The sequence below is a fragment of the Saliniradius amylolyticus genome, assembly GCF_003143555.1.
Classification (GTDB): Bacteria; Pseudomonadota; Gammaproteobacteria; order Enterobacterales; family Alteromonadaceae; genus Saliniradius; species Saliniradius amylolyticus.
This window is the reverse complement of sequence record NZ_CP029347.1, coordinates 294,285-311,074: the sequence shown is the minus strand read 5'-3', so window position 1 is coordinate 311,074 and position 16,790 is coordinate 294,285. Positions and strand designations below refer to the sequence as shown.

At 52.5% G+C, this 16,790-nt stretch carries 14 protein-coding genes; 7 read left to right on the top strand and 7 right to left on the bottom strand.

What is annotated here, in order from left to right; genetic code table 11:
• The first annotated feature begins 189 nt into the window (after positions 1 to 189).
• The 4 genes from HMF8227_RS01495 (at position 190) to HMF8227_RS01480 (ending at position 3,509) form a co-directional block, all read left to right on the top strand.
• A complete protein-coding gene (locus tag HMF8227_RS01495; RefSeq protein WP_109338498.1) occupies positions 190 to 423 on the top strand; it encodes a hypothetical protein in 234 nt (77 codons plus the stop codon).
• A 115-nt stretch (positions 424 to 538) separates the two neighbouring features.
• The gene (glgC, locus tag HMF8227_RS01490; protein WP_109338497.1) at positions 539 to 1,765 is read left to right on the top strand and encodes a glucose-1-phosphate adenylyltransferase; all 1,227 of its coding nucleotides are present in this window, start codon (positions 539 to 541) and stop codon (positions 1,763 to 1,765) included.
• The gene (gene glgA, locus HMF8227_RS01485; RefSeq protein ID WP_109338496.1) at positions 1,766 to 3,226 is read left to right on the top strand and encodes a glycogen synthase GlgA; all 1,461 of its coding nucleotides are present in this window, start codon (positions 1,766 to 1,768) and stop codon (positions 3,224 to 3,226) included.
• A complete protein-coding gene (locus HMF8227_RS01480) occupies positions 3,189 to 3,509 on the top strand; it encodes a hypothetical protein (protein WP_109338495.1) in 321 nt (106 codons plus the stop codon). Before glgA ends, HMF8227_RS01480 begins: the two co-directional genes overlap by 38 nt.
• On the opposite strand, the gene HMF8227_RS01475 is transcribed toward HMF8227_RS01480, so the two are convergent.
• Positions 3,486 to 3,947, bottom strand: coding sequence for a DUF3293 domain-containing protein (locus HMF8227_RS01475; protein WP_162558453.1), 462 nt, complete (start codon positions 3,945 to 3,947; stop codon positions 3,486 to 3,488). The two genes, HMF8227_RS01480 and HMF8227_RS01475, sit on opposite strands and share 24 nt — an antisense overlap.
• Before the next feature lie 61 nt (positions 3,948 to 4,008).
• Here HMF8227_RS01475 and HMF8227_RS01470 point away from each other — a divergent pair, with 61 nt between their 5' ends.
• Both HMF8227_RS01470 and arcA read left to right on the top strand, forming a co-directional pair.
• The gene (locus HMF8227_RS01470) at positions 4,009 to 5,634 is read left to right on the top strand and encodes a sensor histidine kinase (protein WP_239421172.1); all 1,626 of its coding nucleotides are present in this window, start codon (positions 4,009 to 4,011) and stop codon (positions 5,632 to 5,634) included.
• A 136-nt stretch (positions 5,635 to 5,770) separates the two neighbouring features.
• The gene (arcA, locus tag HMF8227_RS01465; protein ID WP_109338494.1) at positions 5,771 to 6,478 is read left to right on the top strand and encodes a two-component system response regulator ArcA; all 708 of its coding nucleotides are present in this window, start codon (positions 5,771 to 5,773) and stop codon (positions 6,476 to 6,478) included.
• Positions 6,479 to 6,607: 129 nt separating this feature from the next.
• Here arcA and pmbA read toward each other — a convergent pair whose 3' ends face one another.
• The gene (gene pmbA / locus HMF8227_RS01460) at positions 6,608 to 7,939 is read right to left on the bottom strand and encodes a metalloprotease PmbA (RefSeq protein ID WP_109338493.1); all 1,332 of its coding nucleotides are present in this window, start codon (positions 7,937 to 7,939) and stop codon (positions 6,608 to 6,610) included.
• Between the two features lie 128 nt (positions 7,940 to 8,067).
• Between pmbA and yjgA the strand changes: the two genes are divergently transcribed.
• Positions 8,068 to 8,586, top strand: coding sequence for a ribosome biogenesis factor YjgA (gene yjgA / locus HMF8227_RS01455; RefSeq protein ID WP_109338492.1), 519 nt, complete (start codon positions 8,068 to 8,070; stop codon positions 8,584 to 8,586).
• 145 nt (positions 8,587 to 8,731) lie between these two features.
• Here the strand turns inward: yjgA and tldD are convergent, their stop codons facing one another.
• From tldD to HMF8227_RS01430, 5 genes are read right to left on the bottom strand one after another with little or no spacing between them, the layout of a single operon-like run.
• Positions 8,732 to 10,174 (bottom strand): metalloprotease TldD, encoded by a 1,443-nt coding sequence (gene tldD, locus HMF8227_RS01450; RefSeq protein WP_109338491.1) that lies wholly within the window; start codon positions 10,172 to 10,174, stop codon positions 8,732 to 8,734.
• Positions 10,161 to 10,988, bottom strand: coding sequence for a carbon-nitrogen hydrolase family protein (locus HMF8227_RS01445; protein WP_109338490.1), 828 nt, complete (start codon positions 10,986 to 10,988; stop codon positions 10,161 to 10,163). The genes tldD and HMF8227_RS01445 overlap by 14 nt, the downstream gene beginning before the upstream one ends.
• Positions 10,981 to 14,775 carry a YhdP family protein gene (locus tag HMF8227_RS01440; protein ID WP_109338489.1) on the bottom strand — a complete coding sequence of 1,265 codons (3,795 nt, stop codon included), beginning with the start codon at positions 14,773 to 14,775 and terminating at the stop codon, positions 10,981 to 10,983. Before HMF8227_RS01440 ends, HMF8227_RS01445 begins: the two co-directional genes overlap by 8 nt.
• A complete protein-coding gene (gene rng / locus HMF8227_RS01435; protein ID WP_109338488.1) occupies positions 14,772 to 16,238 on the bottom strand; it encodes a ribonuclease G in 1,467 nt (488 codons plus the stop codon). Before rng ends, HMF8227_RS01440 begins: the two co-directional genes overlap by 4 nt.
• A complete protein-coding gene (locus HMF8227_RS01430; protein ID WP_109338487.1) occupies positions 16,228 to 16,788 on the bottom strand; it encodes a Maf family protein in 561 nt (186 codons plus the stop codon). The genes rng and HMF8227_RS01430 overlap by 11 nt, the downstream gene beginning before the upstream one ends.
• Positions 16,789 to 16,790 lie beyond the last annotated feature (2 nt).

The window sequence follows — 16,790 nt, the reverse complement described above, 5'->3', positions numbered from 1 at the left end:
GCCCTGTTTTGGTGCTTTAGCTGCACCAGAACAGAGCTTCACCAAAGTGTCACCCTAGCGTCACCCAGTTGTCATAGCCGCTCTGTACCTTGGTTTCCCAATTGTCAGAGTCTTCCTTCAGCCAGATAAATAAATTGGCACTAATCTTGATTTCTTTACCAATATATCTGGTTGAGAAAGGGTATCGTTATGTCTCAGTTGAACGTTTCAGTTATTCAGTTTGGTTACCATCAGACCCAAAAAACACTTCAACAACGAATTCAGGAACTTCAACCGCTGCTTACACAATACGAGCAGTTGATGAAGGATGAACCCGAGTTTCGTTATCAATACGAATTAGAACGCGATAGTCTCACTCATCAGATCCGGGAGATTCAGTGGCAACTAGAGAACTTGAGCCTGGCTGCTTCGCAGGTCGCGTGACTGGGATCAAGCCAGCTCCATTTGTGATTGCGCAACGATCCATTTGGGCACTACACTGACTGTCTACACTGAGTTGTACCAGCCAAATGATGGACCAACAACGGGAGCCGCCTATATGTCCAGAACCCTTGCGATGATCATGGCCGGAGGGGCAGGAACACGCCTCTATCCGCTCACCCAGACCCGCACCAAACCCGCCGTGCCCTTTGCTGGCGGCCTTCGATTGATCGACTTTGTGCTGAACAACTTCGTCAATTCCGACCTGCTCAAGATCTATGTGCTCACCCAGTTTAAATCTCAGTCGTTGAACATTCATCTACGGCAAGCCTGGTACCTGTCAGGACTGACCGGCAATTTCATCGACGCCATTCCAGCACAGATGCGCATGGGTAAGCGCTGGTACGAGGGAACAGCCGACGCCATTTACCAGAACCTGCGTTTGATCGAAATCCATGAGCCAGACAATGTGTGTATCTTCGGCTCAGACCATATCTATAAGATGGAAGTACGCCAGGCAGTACGCTACCACGAAAAGAAACAGGCTGACCTGACCGTCTGTGCCACACGGGTTCCTCTGGCTGAGGCCAGCCGCTTCGGGGTCATTGAGGTGGATGAGAACTTTCGCATGATCGGCTTTGAAGAGAAGCCAGCCAACCCCAAGCCACTGCCGGATGATCCCAATTCGGCGCTGGTCTCCATGGGCAATTATATTTTCGACACCCAGGTACTGTTCGACACCCTGCATAAAGATGCCGAAGATAAATTATCCAGCCATGACTTTGGCAACGACATCATCCCCAAGCTTTACCCCAAGGGTTCGGTCTATGTGTATGACTTTACCCTGAACCAGATCCCCGGCGAGGAAGGTCGCAGCCATTACTGGCGTGATGTAGGTACTCTGTATTCGTTCTGGGAAGCCCATATGGATTTGTTGAGCTGCAGCCCACCGCTGGATTTGACCAATCCCAAATGGCCGCTGCGTTCTTACCACCCTCCCGTCGCCCCGGCACGAATTTTAGGGGATAATGACGGCACCCAGTCGGCCATCAGCGATTCTATGATCGCCGCCGGCTGTACCATCGTCGGCGCCAATGTGGAGCGCTCCGTACTGGGTTATAAGATCGATGTGGGTGCGGGAGCCAGTCTTAAAGAAAGCATATTTTTGGGCACCAGCACTATTGGCGCTGGCTGTGAGCTCAATCGGGTAGTCGCCGATAAAGGCGTTACCATTGCACCGGGCACCCGTATCGGTATCGACAATGCCGAGGACCGGGATCGCGGCTTAACGGTCACCGACGAAGGCTTAGTCGTGCTGTCCAAAGGGGCTTACGTAGGTAATTAGATGAATATTCTGTTTGTAATTTCAGAAGTTGAGGATCTGGCCAAAACCGGCGGTCTGGCCGATGTGGGCAAAGCTCTGCCTCTGGCCTTAAAAGCGATGGGCCACGATGTCCGTATCGTCAAACCCTACTATCGCGATATGGCCCACAAATATCAGCTCGTTAATGAGACGGAAGAGCAGTGTCTCAATGCCGGTGGCCGGCAGTACCGCTTTCATATTAAACGTCTGGAGCTAGAGAGAGTGCCCGTGTATTGCGTTGACTACCCGGACTATTTTCACCGGGCCGGTCTGTACTCGGACGGGTATCAACCCTTCGATGATAATGGCGAGCGCTTTGCGTTTTTCTCGATGGCGGCGCTTGAAACCGCTAAGGCGATAGACTTTCACCCTGATATTATTCAGTGCAACGACTGGCACACGGCACTATGCCCTTATTTCGCCGAGCGTGACAACAGCGGCTTTTTCAAAGACACTCGCACGCTGTTGACCATTCATAATGGTGCCTTTCAGGGGGCCTACCCCTTAAGAGAGATCCCCTGCCTACAACACGATCCCAAGCTTATCAGCCAGACCAACGAATACGGCGAAATTAACTTCCTGCGTTTGGGGGTTCAGTACGCCAGTAAGATCAATGCGGTCAGCCCCAATTACGCCAGTGAGCTGTTAACCCCGCTCGGATCCCATCACCTCTACCAGTCATTTTTCCAGCGTCGCCAGGATGTCTCCGGAATCCTTAACGGCTGTGATTACAGCCAGTGGGACCCGGCCACCGACCCTCTCCTGCCAGCCCATTTTGGCCCCGAGGAAATCAGCGGTAAAACCGACTGTAAGCGGGCCTTACAACAGCAGTTTGGTCTGGAGCCAGCTCCAGACATTCCACTGATTGGCATGTTGTGTCGGCTGACAGAACAGAAGGGCTTTGGCTTTCTGCTGCCCATTCTGGAGCAGGTATTACAACACCGGGTACAGCTGATTATTGTCGGCACCGGAGACCCTGGCATCAGTGATGAACTGACCCGGGTCCAACACCGAAATCCGGCACAATTTGTCTACTGCAACGACTTCAGTAATACGCTGGCGCATAATGTAGAAGCCGCCAGTGACTTTTTCCTGATGCCCTCTTTGTTCGAACCCTGTGGTCTTAATCAAATGTACAGTCTGGCCTATGGCACGCTGCCTATCGTTCGGGCTGTGGGCGGCTTGGCCGATACCGTTATCGACGTCAGCGCGGCTCCGGAATCGGCCACCGGCTTTGTGTTCCAGTCTCCTGACAGTTCAGCACTGCTGCACTGTATTCGGCGGGCTCTGTTGTTTTATTATGAGTACCCCGATCGATTCAGGCAGGTGCAAAAACGCGCCATGCAGACCCGTTTTACCTGGCAGGAGGCAGCCGAACATTATGTTGCGTTATATCAGCAGGCTCTTGAGGCCCCAAAGCATTGCCCTGATCGCAAGTATTAACCTGTTAGCCAGCACAACGGCAAGCGCACTGCCCGACCAGTGCATTGAGGGGCCCTCACGGTCAGAGCCTTGCCCGAACCTCATTTATAAGCGCGTCGATGAGATCAGCACCGGGCTCGCCGATGATAAGGGCATTATCTGTCTGTGTCTGACCGACTTTAAGCCGCTCCTGAAGCAACCCGAATCGGAGCAGGAGCGCATCAATCAGGAGATGCAGTTGCAACAGATGGAAGCCCTGTACAACATTGAAGCCGATAGGCTACTCGAGCTGGCTCGTTACTAATCGTTGCCGTAGAGAGCCCATCGCTACTTTTGGGCCGGGGTGTAACGCAGGCACTAGCCACAACTGCCCCTTTGATAACCAGAAGTAGGCGTTCTGACGGTATTGCTGACACAGTTTAAGCGCCTGATCTCTATTGCATTCAATGAGCAAGCTGGGCTCCTGGTGCTGTTGGTCGGGACTCATACCCACCAACGACTGGTAGGTAAGATCCCGTTCCCTGAGCTGCTGTTTAAGTTCAGCCATGCGTTGCTGATTGGCGCCCTGGCTGAGGATATGGCCCTCGGGATTACAGGCCGTAATAACGGCGCCAGACGAGGGTATATAAAACTCCGGGCTAATCTCAAACAGGGTTTGCCGGTAGAGCGCCCATAGTTGCGTATCATATTGTTGAAGGTAATCGCTCATCGAACCAGATAAACTATTGGAAATTTCAGACATTTGCTTCAATATGAAACTAGGCTTACAAAGACTCAATAGCGAACAGGAATAAAAATCGCCCATGGGTGAAAACAATCGGGCCCTTTCACTGAAAAGCTTGTTGATCACAGTGGTGATGTGTATCACTACTGTGGCGCTGTTGCTGTCGACCGGCATCACCCTGTATTCCCAGATCACTACCTACAAAGAGAACATCGTCAGCGAAGTAAAAACGCTCGCCGAATTGGTGGGCAATAGCTCAGGTGAAATGCTGCTTCAGGACGACAATATACGCGAGGAACAGGCGCTAAGTACGCTGGAAGCGGCCAGTTTTGTACAAAACCTACACATCTATAAGCAGAATCTGGACGGAGAGCTGGCCTTTTTTGCCAGTTATAATAAAACGGGGCAGGCCCCTATCCCCTCTATGACCCATCGTCTGGAAGAATTGTCTAAGCCAAAATTTTCTGAAGACATCCTGGAAATCATCACCCCGATTTATCGCCAGCAGGATCTTATCGGCTACACCTATGTGCGGGCCTCCACCGAGTCACTAAACTCTCTGATCATCAACACCGTTCTGATTGCCGTGAGCGTGCTGTTGGTAGCACTGTTACTCAGTCTCGCCCTCACCTTACGGATGCAGCGCTCGGTGACTGACCCCATTCAGGATCTGGTCAGTATCGTTCAGCACGTCGCCGGTCAGAAGGATTACCGGCTAAGAGCGGACCATTCGTCACTGAAAGAGCTGGACATACTCGCCAAGGCGTTTAACCAGATGCTGGAGCGCATTCAACAGCATATTAAGGCACAGGAAGAAGCCGAAGACGAATACCGCCGTCTGAACCTGTCTCTGGAAGAAAAAGTCAGCAGCAGGACTACCGCCTTAAAAGAAGCCAACAAAGAGCTCATTGAGACTCTGGAAAAACTGCATCAGTTTCAGCGACAGATCGTACAAAACGAAAAAATGGCGTCTCTGGGCGATATGGTGGCCGGCGTTGCCCATGAGGTAAACACCCCCATCGGCTTGGGCGTTACCGCGTCAACCATGATGCTGGACAGACTGAGTCAGCTAGAGAAAGACTTTAACGCCAAACAACTGAAAGCCAGCAGCCTTGCCAAATTTATCCAGGAAGGCGAAGAGAACCTGAACATCATCTATCGGAACCTGAATCGCGCTGCCGAACTGATCTCCAGCTTCAAGCAGGTTGCAGTGGATCAAACCAGTGAAAATACTCGTGTGTTCCGCTTTACCCAGCTGATGGATGAGATCCTCATGTCCATGCGGCCTAAGCTTAAAAAGGTTAAGCACGACATCAACCTGCATTGCGATGACAACCTGACCATCGAATCCAAGGCGGGTCCCATTAATCAGGTGATGATTAATCTGATTATGAACTCATTGATACACGGATTTGAGTTTATCGACCATGGTCAGATCGACATCGACGTCAGCCTCGACAAAGGCAATCAACTGACTATCGTCTACAAAGATAACGGCAAGGGCATTCCCGAAGAAATGTGTAAACGCATCTTCGATCCCTTTGTCACCACCAAACGCGGACAGGGCGGCAGCGGGCTAGGATTACATTTGGTGTACAACCTGATCACCCAGGCGTTGAACGGCTCTATCTCAGTTAGTAGCGAAGAAGGGGAAGGCGTCGAGTTTGTAATCCGCTTCCCGGTTACCCCCAAAACCGACATGTAACACAGGTTTTCTGGTTCAGATCCCTGATATTAAATTACTGCTACACCTTGTTTTTTCATTATAAAGACATACTTATGCCTTCTATCACAGATTCTGATAAAATAACAAAAAGCTAACAACTGACGGTTCGGACAAGATGCAGACCCCAAATATTCTGATTGTTGAAGATGAAGTCGTAACCAGAACGACGCTGAAGAGTTTATTCGAAGCCGAAGGCTACCAGGTGCTGGAAGCCGAGAACGGCGAAGAGATGCACGACCTGTTTGAGAACAACACCATTAACTTAGTCGTTATGGATATTAACCTTCCGGGTCGTAATGGTCTGATTCTGGCGCGTGAAGTGCGTGACCGTAAAAACGTGGGCCTGATTTTCCTCACCGGTCGGGACAACGATGTGGATCGTATCCTGGGTCTGGAAATTGGTGCCGACGACTATCTGACCAAGCCGTTTAACCCCAGAGAACTGACCATCCGAGCCCGTAACCTGCTTTCCCGCACCATGAATAGCAGCGATGATGATGATTTGCCGAATAAAGTCAGCTTTAATGGTTGGACCCTGGATGGCGACAGTCGTAGTCTGATTTCACCATCTGGCAACGAGTTCCGCCTGCCTCGCAGCGAATTCCGCGCTCTGCACCTGTTCCTGCGCCACCCCGGTAAAATCCTGACCCGTGAGCAGCTGATTATGGAGATGACGGGTCGTGAGCTGCGTCCCAATGACCGCACCGTGGATGTGACCATCCGCCGTATCCGTAAGCACTTCGAATCGGAAGCCAACGGTGATGATCTGATCACCACTATCCATGGGGAAGGCTACCGGTTCAGTGGCGAAGTGGACAGTTAAACGCTGCGCACAACCAAACAATAAAAAAGGCCGGTTTTTACCGGCCTTTTTTAGTTCAGCTCTGAAAAGCTGCCATCATAAACGCACCTAGAATCTCATGGATTAATCAGAGCGAAGCAACAACAGCAATTAATTCCCTGCTACCTGCATTTGATCAATCAACACCGAGCCCGTGGCAATGCTACCGCGGGTCTCTGTATCCGTGCCGATGGCCTGGATACCCATCAGCATCTGCTTTAAGTTTCCGGCGATGGTCACCTCGTGAACGGGATATTGAATCTCGCCGTTTTCCACCCAGAAACCGGCCGCACCACGGGAATAATCGCCATTAACGATATTCACGCCCTGCCCCATCAATTCGGTTACCAATAAACCGCGCCCCATTTTCTTCACCAAAGCATCCAGCGAGTCTCCGGTATCCGTTACCAACCAGTTGTGTATGCCACCGGCATGCCCATTAGTTTGCAATCCTAATTTACGAGCCGAATAGCTGGTCAGCAGATAATCTTGCAGGATCCCGTCGGTAACGATTTCCATATCCCGGGTACGCACCCCTTCATAATCGAAAGGACTGCTGGCAAGGCCTGCCGTGAGGTGAGGTCGTTCACTGATATTCAGCCAGGAGGGCAGTACCTGTTTACCCTTGTGATCCAGCAAGAACGACGAGTTCCGATACAGGCTGCCACCGCTGATGGCGGCCACGAAATGGCCAAACAAGGCGGGTGCCAGATCATGGTGGAAGATCACCGGTACCTTATCGGTCTTAGCCTTACGTGAGCCCAGACGAGACAAAGTGTGTCTGGCGGCCTCCTGACCAATCTGTTCCGGCGTCAGCAGTTCACCGGCTTTGCGACTGAGTGTGTAGCTGTAGTCACGCTGCATATCATCGCCATCTTTGCCGATCACCACACAGCTTAAACTGTAGCGACTGCTGGGATAGCCCGCATTAATGCCATGGGTGTTGCCATATACCTTAACCCCGAGATTGGCGTTAAAGGCGGCACCATCTGAATTGACAATACGGTCATCGGCGGCAAAAGCCGCTTCCTCGGCGGCAATAGCCTGGGCGATTGCCTGTTCGGCATCCAGCTCCTGCGGATGATAGAGGTTCAGATCGGGAATATCGGTGGCGATCATGGCCTTATCGGCCAGCCCTGTGCAGGGGTCTTCACTGGTATAGCGGGCAATTTCCACCGCTTTAGCTACGGTCTGCTGCAAGGCTTCAGGACGCAAGTCGGCAGTTGAGGCACTGCCTTTGCGCTGCCCTACATACACGGTAATCCCCAAACCGCCATCGTTAGTAAACTCCAGGGTTTCAATCTGACGCAGTCTGGAGCCCACTGAGATGCCCTGAACCTTGCTCATACTGGCTTCTGCGGCGGTGGCCCCCTTCTGTTTGGCGAGACTTAATACATCGCTGACCACGTTCTGAATTTCGCTTAGAGTCTGCTGTGCTTGCATAATGATAGAATTGCCATCCGACTGTACCCATCAATATCCATGCTTGCCATCGCATTCGCCAAGCATTTATTTCATCGAATGGGTATTAAGGTTAAACTCAACCCACAGTGTAACATTAAAGCCAGCCAATGACGGATAGCGATTACCCAATCGACGATCAAGACGTTGAATTTAAAAGCAAGACCCAGATCAAACGGGAAGCCGAAGCTCTGCAAAAGCTTGGTACCCGCTTGGTGGAACTGACACCCGCCAATCTGGAGAAAATCCCCATGGACGATGAACTGGCCAACGCCATTCATCAGGCCAGAAAAATCAATCGTAAAAAAGACGGTTTTCGCCGTCAGCTGCAGTTTATTGGCAAGCTGATGCGCAGCCGCGACCCAGAGCCCATTCAACAGGCCCTGGCCTTGATCGAGAACCAACACAATCAAGCCACGGCCATTCTGCATAAATTAGAGAAGTGGCGCGATGACATCATCTCCAAAGGGGATGACGCCATTAACCGAGTGCTTGAGGAATACCCTGAACTGGACCGTCAGCGACTTCGCCAGCTCTATCGCCAGGCGCACAAGGAACAGCAGAATAACAAGCCGCCTAAGGCAGCGCGGGAAATCTTCCAGATGTTAAAGGAGCAGACGGCGTTATAGTCTGTCCGAGTCATGTTCCAAATCGGAAGAAATAGGGTAGATGACGGTGACTGCGTTAAATTAATAAGAAGGCCCTGTTCGTGCACAGGGCCTTCTGGATGGGTTTATAGCCTGTCTGCGTTTAACACAAACAGATAGCGTTTCCTTAGGCCGTGCCGCCCACCGTCAGCTCATCCACCTTCAGGGTCGGCTGACCAACGCCCACAGGCACGCTCTGACCGTCTTTACCGCAGACGCCGACGCCCTTATCCAAATCCATGTCATTGCCAATCATGGACACTTTCTGCATCACTTCAGGGCCATTACCGATGAGGGTTGCACCTTTAACCGGTGCAGTGATTTTGCCCTTTTCTATCAGATAGGCTTCGGAGGTGGAGAACACAAACTTGCCGGAGGTGATATCCACCTGCCCACCGCCGAAATTAGGCGCGTAGATCCCCTTATCGATGGAAGCGATGATCTCTTCGGCGTCATAGTCACCATTTAGCATATAGGTGTTGGTCATCCGCGGCATGGGTAGGTGAGCGTAGGATTCACGACGGCCATTGCCCGTAGGGTCTACTCCCATCAGGCGGGCATTGAGTTTGTCCTGCATATAGCCTTTTAACACACCATCTTCGATCAACACGTTACGGGCTGTTTGCGTGCCCTCGTCATCCATGCTCAGCGAGCCGCGACGATTGGGCATGGTGCCATCATCCACAACAGTGACGCCCTTCGCCGCCACCTGCTCACCAATACGACCGCTAAAGGTAGAAGAGCCTTTTCGATTAAAGTCCCCTTCCAGTCCATGACCAACCGCCTCGTGCAACAGAACACCCGGCCAGCCGCTGCCCAGTACCACAGGCATGATGCCCGCCGGTGCATCGACGGCCTGCATATTAACGTCGGCCATGTGCAACGCCTCGTCGGCCAGTTGTTCATAAACCGGCTGCCCCTGAGCGTTATTTTGTAAGAATCTCTGATAGCCATAGCGCCCGCCCATTCCGGACGCGCCCCGTTCACGACGGCCGTCTTTTTCCATCAACACCGAGCAGTTAAGCCGGACCAATGGCCGGATGTCGGTGTTATAGGTACCGTCGGTGGCGACTACCAGAACTTCTTCATAGGTGGAGGTCAGCGACACGATCACCTGATTGATATCAGGCTTCTGCTTACGTACATAGGCATCCATCCGACGCAGCAGATCCACTTTTTCCTGTTCAGTAAGTTCCTGCACCGGATTCTTATGGCCATACAATGGCTGGTGTTGCTGACGGCTAAAGGCTTTAACCGAGTGATTGCCACCACTGCGGCTGATGCTACGCGCTGCCTTAGCAGCCTGAGTCAGGGCCTCGGGAGAGATGTCATCGGAATAGGCGAAGCCGGTTTTCTCTCCGCTGACCGCACGTACGCCCACACCACGCTCAATGTTATAGCTGCCGTCTTTAATAATACCGTCTTCCAACACCCAGCTTTCATGCTGGCTGGACTGAAAATAGAGGTCGGCAAAGTCGTTATCGTGCTGATAGATCAGCCCCAGACACTGGGCCAGATCGTTCTGGCTCAGTCCGGCGCTGTCGAGTAAATTGGCTTCAACTTGCTTCAATCAATTGACTCCTGAATCGGTTATGTTTGCCCACTGGCATTTTGGCCCGCAGCTTATCGATGTTCTTAGTATCCACCGAGGTAAATACGCTACCCTCGCCCTCGGACAGTGACTTGAGCACATCTCCCCAGGGCGAGACGATCATCGAATGACCGTAGGTTTCACGACCATTGTCATGCACCCCACCCTGACCCGGCGCCACCAGATAACATTGTTTTTCGATGGCCCGAGCGCGTATTAAAGACTCCCAGTGGGCCTCACCGGTCACTTTGGTAAAGGCCGCCGGCAAGACCAGAATATCGATCTCGCCCATGGCCTGAAACAGGCCCGGGAACCGGACATCATAACATACCGACAAGCCAATCCGACCAATCTCAGTCTCTACCACAACCACCTCATCACCAGGATGGGTATAGCGAGACTCCTGATAGCTGCGAGTACTGTCTTCTACCTCCACATCGAACAGGTGGATCTTACGATAGGCCGCCACCCGCTCACCGTTTGGATTAAACAGTAAACTGGTGGCGTAAAAGTGCGAATCATCCTCCGACTGGATCGGCATGGTCCCCGCCACCAGCCAAATACCGTACTCTTTAGCAAGTTGCTGCAGACGATGCTGGATGGGCCCGTCTCCCAGTGGCTCAGCATGCTCAAGCTGAGTACGGTCACTGGCGCCAAAACAGGCAAAACACTCGGGCAATACCACCAGCGCCGGAGGCTGAGGTCGTAATTGGGCCAACTGTTGTGACACATGTTCCAGATTGGTCTCCGGATCCGGGCCGGACACCATTTGCAAGGCAATTAAATTAACCATTCTCGGCTTCCTGATCGTTCGTTTCTGGGTTTTGAGTTGGTGGTGATTTGGGCCGGTTCTGCGCCGGAATTTCCACCTCCCGACTGTCCCGTTTCATCTCCTTAAGGATGGGATCATCAAGGGAGCCGGTCAATGAGTATTTGATATTGGAAATAACTTTGGCCGAGGTCAGTACCTCATCAATAGCAAAGGCGGCAATGGCGGTGGCCGGATTCGCCATCCACGCCAGAATCACCGGCAGGCTTGAGGTAATCTTAGGCGTAAACTCGATATCATAATTAAGTTCTTCTGTATTCAGGTTGGTGAAGCCTGCCAATTGCATCTTACCCGCAGCCCCATCGATAACCGTATCGTCGGTATTCACCTGCCCCTGTTCTATCTGGAAGCTGCCTTCCATTTCATCGTAGAAAAAGCCTTTTGCGAACACATCTCGAAAATCCAGAGTCAGCTTACGCACCAGCGAGTCGAGACTCAGGATACTGAACAGTCGGGCCCCTTTGTCGCTGACCTCTGCCAGGTAACCATCGGACAATCGCCACTGCACTTCCCCGCCCAGACTCGCCACATTGAATTGGTGCGGTGCCTGCTGCCAGTTGAGATCGAAGCGAATATCGGCGCCCGAGTCCCGAATTCCGGAATGCACATTCAGATCCTTCAGTAAACGACCAATATCATCACTGGTCAGGCGGCCATTAAGCTGAGTGCTGGCTGTATCCTCTGCGGTGAGCCACTGACCGCTGGCATCGAGTGTCGAGCCATTACGGCTAATGGATAGCTCTTCAATCCCGACTCCCGCTGCATTGGGGGTCAGCGTCAACTCAACCCGCCCTAACTCCCAGTCCTGATATTGGCAATTGCCACAACGAAAGCGTATCGGGGGCAGTTCAGTCTGCTCTGCGCCTAATGCATCACGCCAGCCACCTTCGGCCAGTCTGGGAATTCGCAGATAGTCGGCTTCAATCTCTACTCCCTGCTGTTGCCAGTCATGAAACAGTCTTACCTGAGCCCGACTTTGCTTGGCACTTACATCGGCTAACCAGGCCAGATCGCTGTATTTAACGTTCACATCGGCGTTGTTCAGCACCAATCCGGCCATATCCAGACGCTCGGCGAACAGAAATATCCGCTCAGGCTGCGCTAATAAACGGCTATTTGGCTGACTGTCCTGGTCACCAATAAGATCGGCCACGGCCTGCTGCCAGGCCAGCAAATTTACTCTGGGCAGGTTAGCGGAAATACTAAATCCCGAGCCCATGCCGACAAAATCGGTTTTGCCCATGGCAAGGTGAGCTCTTGAGAAACGCATCTCTTTATGAGGCAACAAGCCGTTGAAGGTGACCTCGTCATTCAGGTTCATATTCACTTCCGACACCAAGGCATCGCCGCTCACTTTGGCAGTCAGTTGCCCAGCTTGCCCGGACTGTTTCGCAAATGGAGCAGGCAGTCCCACCTCCATTCCCAATAAATCCGCCTCCACAGAAGCTTCATACTGGTAGCCTTGTTCAGGAAGAAGCAAGCTGACCTGACCCTGCCACTGGGTTTTCCCCTCAAATCGTCGGCTAAAATCCTCGGCGACAGGCTGCAGAAGTTGAGATAAGTCCCAGTTTCCCTCTAACTGGATCTGAGTTTGGTAACCGGCGTCAAGCTGCTGGCCATCCAGTGACAGAGTCATTGGCTGCTGCCACAACTTAGCATTCAGGTTATCGGCAGTGATCACCTCATTAGTAAAACGGAGCTGCCCGTTAAGCTCGGTAAATGACTGCTCCAGACTGCGGATAAAAACCTGGTTGTTATCAAAGCTTACCACGCCTTCTGCCACCACATTATCAGTGGTCAATGGCACATTGATGGCCACATTCGCCGACAAAGTGCCGTCGATCCTAAGCTCTTGTAATGCAACACCCACCGAGTTTCTCAGGCTGCTGCTGTCCATCAATTCGCCTATTGCCTCACCGCTGGCCTTGGCGGCCAGATCCAGACTGAGTTCCGCGTTCTCGGTCAAATCTGCTATCTCGCCATTTAAGCGAGTGGCCTGAATGCTGGCGATACGGCCCTGCCGACCGGTGACGGTCATAGCTTTATTTTCAAACAACACATCGGCGTCGAGTCCGGTCACTGCTGGCCAGTCCGGGGCAAACTTAAACTCAGCGTTATCTACTGCCAACCCAGCCTGAAATACACCTTCCTGCTCATCAAACGGAAAGCCGCTTAGAGGCCCCTGCCATATCACCTGGGCCTGACTCACCTCTCCATCGATCAATGCCCGGGTAAGGTACTGACTGGTCTTCTGCCCCATCAGGTTGCCGGGAAATAAACGCTTGGCCGTAGCAATATCCATATCCTGAATATTGGCAACCAATGCCAGATGCCGGTCATCGCCACGGTAATACAGGCTATGCTCGAGCGTCACCAGTTCACTGGCCAGACTGAGCCTGGGGATATACATTGAAAATCCGGATGAGGTATCCAGATAAGCCCGGGCATGCAGGCTTTGATACTCAAGATCGAAGCCAAGTAACTGCTGCCCGTTTAACACGCTGGCCCCGCCAGACAGCGTTACCAAACCCGAGTGGTTATGCCAGTCCAGCTGCGCCGAGAGGGGGCCAATACCGGGGTAATCAGTACTTTCCGGCAATTCCAACCCCTCGATATCCGCTCGCAACAAATGGTTCTCGCCATCGGAGCTAAACTGTAACAGACTGAGCTGACCCTTTGGCGCTAACTCGGCAAGTTGAGGGCGAAAGACACTCAGAGTATCAATCACGCCGGTCAGCTCTAATTGGCTGGACTGCAACTGCAGCCGCCCACCGCCAGACCATTGCCCATTAAGCGACATCGGCACGGGTTTGGTGAAACCATGACCATCCAGCACCAATTCCGATATTTCAAAGCGCCAGCCATCTCCATCGGGAACCGCATCCAGTCGGCCACCCGACACTTCTATATTACGGCCGTCTTCCCAGTTCAGCATACTGGTTCCGAACACCGCCTGAGTTTCGCTTATCCCCTCAGGCTCAATATCTGCCCACAAGGTAACGTTAACCCTCGCATCGGTCAGATTTCTGGAGCTGGGGTTCCACTGAGTCAACCAGGGTGAGATATCCAGTTCGCTGGCGTTGGCGTAGAAGGTACCACTCAGCGCGCTGCTATCTCCGGTCAGATCTAGGATAAAGCTGGCTGAGTTACGAGTCAGGTCAGACACTCGCATCAGGCCTACGCCTTGGTGTCGCTGCCCCTGGTTCAACCAACTGAGCTTTTGCAGGTTCACCACCTGCTGCTTACCTCTGTTAGTGAGCAGCAAACGGCTGTCGGTGACCGAGAAACGCTGTAGCTGTTCGAGAAACAGACTTTGCAGTGCATCCACTACCGGGTAATTATCATCCTCACCGGCTTCCAGTCGATCCACATCCAGCAGCAAGGCCAATTCACTTAGGTGGAAGCGCTTGGATTGTATATTGCCATTTAACACGCTAGCCCAGAAATCCAGTTCCACCTGGGTTTCTTCGATAGTCAAACGGATAGGGGCATCCTGCTCGCTGTTTAAACGCACGTCCTTTAGCACCATGGCAGGCCCAGTGCCCGTCCATGAGGCAGAGATGGCGCCGATACTCAGTTCAGCACCATAAGTATCAGAGATATAGTCTTCCAGTAATTGCTTATTACTGTCCAGGTGGGGAAGGGCCAGGCGCAAAGCACTGAGTAACACAGCCAGTGTTACCAACAGGACAGCGCTTAACTCCCATAGCTTGCGTAACCCCCAGGACAGATAAAAGCGCGGTGATCTCACATCATCACCACGTCATACTTATCCTGGCTGTAGAGCAGCTCGGTCTGAACTTTAATCTGCTTAGAGACAAACACTTCTAATTCGGCCAGCATATGTGACTCTTCTCCCATCAGCGCTTCCGCTACCGCCGGTGCGGCATAAACCACGAACATATCGGCGTCATAGGCACGGCTGACCCGGACAATTTCACGCATGATCTCGAAACAGATGGTTTCTACCGTCTTAATCGAACCACGCCCCTTACATACTGGACACTCGCCGCAGAGGATATGTTCCAGACTTTCCCGGGTTCGTTTGCGAGTCATCTCCACCAATCCCAGCGCGGTAAAGCCATGAATATTGATCTTGGCTCTGTCTTTACCGGTGGCCGTTTCCAGACTGTGCAATACCCGCCGCTGGTGATTGGCGTCGGTCATGTCGATAAAATCGATGATGATAATACCGCCGAGATTACGCAACCTCAGCTGGCGTGCGATAGCCTGGGTCGCCTCGATATTGGTGTTGAAGATGGTTTCTTCTAAGTTTCGGTGCCCCACAAAGGCACCGGTATTAATGTCGATGGTGGTCATCGCTTCGGTCTGGTCGATGATCAGATAGCCGCCAGACTTTAGGTCCACGCGCCGATTGAGGGCTCGCTGGATCTCGTTTTCTGCATCATAGACATCGAAAATAGGGCGATCGCCCAGATAATGTTCCAGCAGGTCATTAAACTCCGGCGCGTATTCCTTGGTAAAGCTTTTGAGCTCCTGAAACGCCAGCTTAGAATCAATGCGGATACGATCCAGCTCGGTGCCCACAAAATCCCGCAATACCCGGCGCGCCAGCGGCAAGTCTTCATAAAGCACATGGGATTTTTTGCGCTTCATGCGCGACTGGATCTTGTTCCAGAGGCGGCGCAAAAAGTCGGCGTCCTGACGCAGCTCTCGCTCGCCCACGCCTTCAGCGGCCGTGCGCAGAATAAAGCCCCCCTGATCGTCACAGAAGCCGCCCACCAACTCTTTTAATCGCTCCCGCTCCTGCTCATCTTCGATCCGCTGGGACACCCCCACATGAGACACGCTCGGCATAAATACCAGATAACGGGAAGGGATGGTAATATCTGTGGTCAGCCGAGCCCCCTTGGTACCGATGGGATCTTTAACCACCTGTACCACAATGTCCTGCCCGTCACGCACCAGATCACGAATGTCCTGCTTGGACAGGTGACTTTCTGACACGTCATCGACCACCTCATTATGAATCACAATGTCCGATGCATGCAGGAAAGCGGCCTTTTCCAGGCCAATATCCACGAAAGCAGCCTGCATCCCGGGCAGCACCCGACTGACCTTGCCACGATAGATATTGCCCACCAAACCACGTTTGGTATGGCGTTCCACGTGCACCTCTTGCAGGATGCCGTTTTCAATCAACGCAACTCTGGATTCGGAAGGGGTAACATTGATCAATAACTCAGCGCTCATAAATGTCCAGCTCCCTTAACAATTCATTGGTTTCATACAACGGCAATCCCACCACGGCACTGTAGCTACCATCAATCTTGGGAATAAAGCGTCCCGCCAACCCCTGAATGCCGTAACCACCCGCCTTATCCTGTGGCTCTCCTGTGTCCCAATACCAGTTAATCTCTTGCTCAGTGAGCGGCTTTACCCAGACGCTCGTGGTCACAAGGCGACTATGGCATTGTCCGTGAACACAAATACTGACCGCCGTCATCACCTGATGACAGCGCCCGGATAAGCGTTCCATCATAGACTGAAAGTGGGCTTTATTCTCAGGCTTGCCCAAGGGGTCATTGTCGATGACTACCGCCGTATCCGAACCCAGTACCGGATGCTCCGTGTGCGCTGCGATAGTCGTAGCCTTAAGCTCCGCCACGCGTATCACATAGTCTGCGGGCAGTTCATTCGGCAACGGCGTTTCATCCACATCCGCTGCCTGCTGCTGAAAAGCCACCCCCAGCTGAGTCAGAAAGTCAGCACGTCGGGGGGAGCGGGAAGCCAGTATCAACATGA

Coding starts and splice junctions, on each gene's coding strand:
- HMF8227_RS01495 (WP_109338498.1), top strand. CDS start 190: ATGTCTCAGTTGAACGTTTCAGTTATTCAGTTTGGTTACCATCAGACC.
- glgC (WP_109338497.1), top strand. CDS start 539: ATGTCCAGAACCCTTGCGATGATCATGGCCGGAGGGGCAGGAACACGC.
- glgA (WP_109338496.1), top strand. CDS start 1,766: ATGAATATTCTGTTTGTAATTTCAGAAGTTGAGGATCTGGCCAAAACC.
- HMF8227_RS01475 (WP_162558453.1), bottom strand. CDS start 3,947: ATGTCTGAAATTTCCAATAGTTTATCTGGTTCGATGAGCGATTACCTT.
- HMF8227_RS01470 (WP_239421172.1), top strand. CDS start 4,009: ATGGGTGAAAACAATCGGGCCCTTTCACTGAAAAGCTTGTTGATCACA.
- arcA (WP_109338494.1), top strand. CDS start 5,771: ATGCAGACCCCAAATATTCTGATTGTTGAAGATGAAGTCGTAACCAGA.
- pmbA (WP_109338493.1), bottom strand. CDS start 7,939: ATGCAAGCACAGCAGACTCTAAGCGAAATTCAGAACGTGGTCAGCGAT.
- yjgA (WP_109338492.1), top strand. CDS start 8,068: ATGACGGATAGCGATTACCCAATCGACGATCAAGACGTTGAATTTAAA.
- HMF8227_RS01445 (WP_109338490.1), bottom strand. CDS start 10,988: ATGGTTAATTTAATTGCCTTGCAAATGGTGTCCGGCCCGGATCCGGAG.
- rng (WP_109338488.1), bottom strand. CDS start 16,238: ATGAGCGCTGAGTTATTGATCAATGTTACCCCTTCCGAATCCAGAGTT.
- HMF8227_RS01430 (WP_109338487.1), bottom strand. CDS start 16,788: ATGTTGATACTGGCTTCCCGCTCCCCCCGACGTGCTGACTTTCTGACT.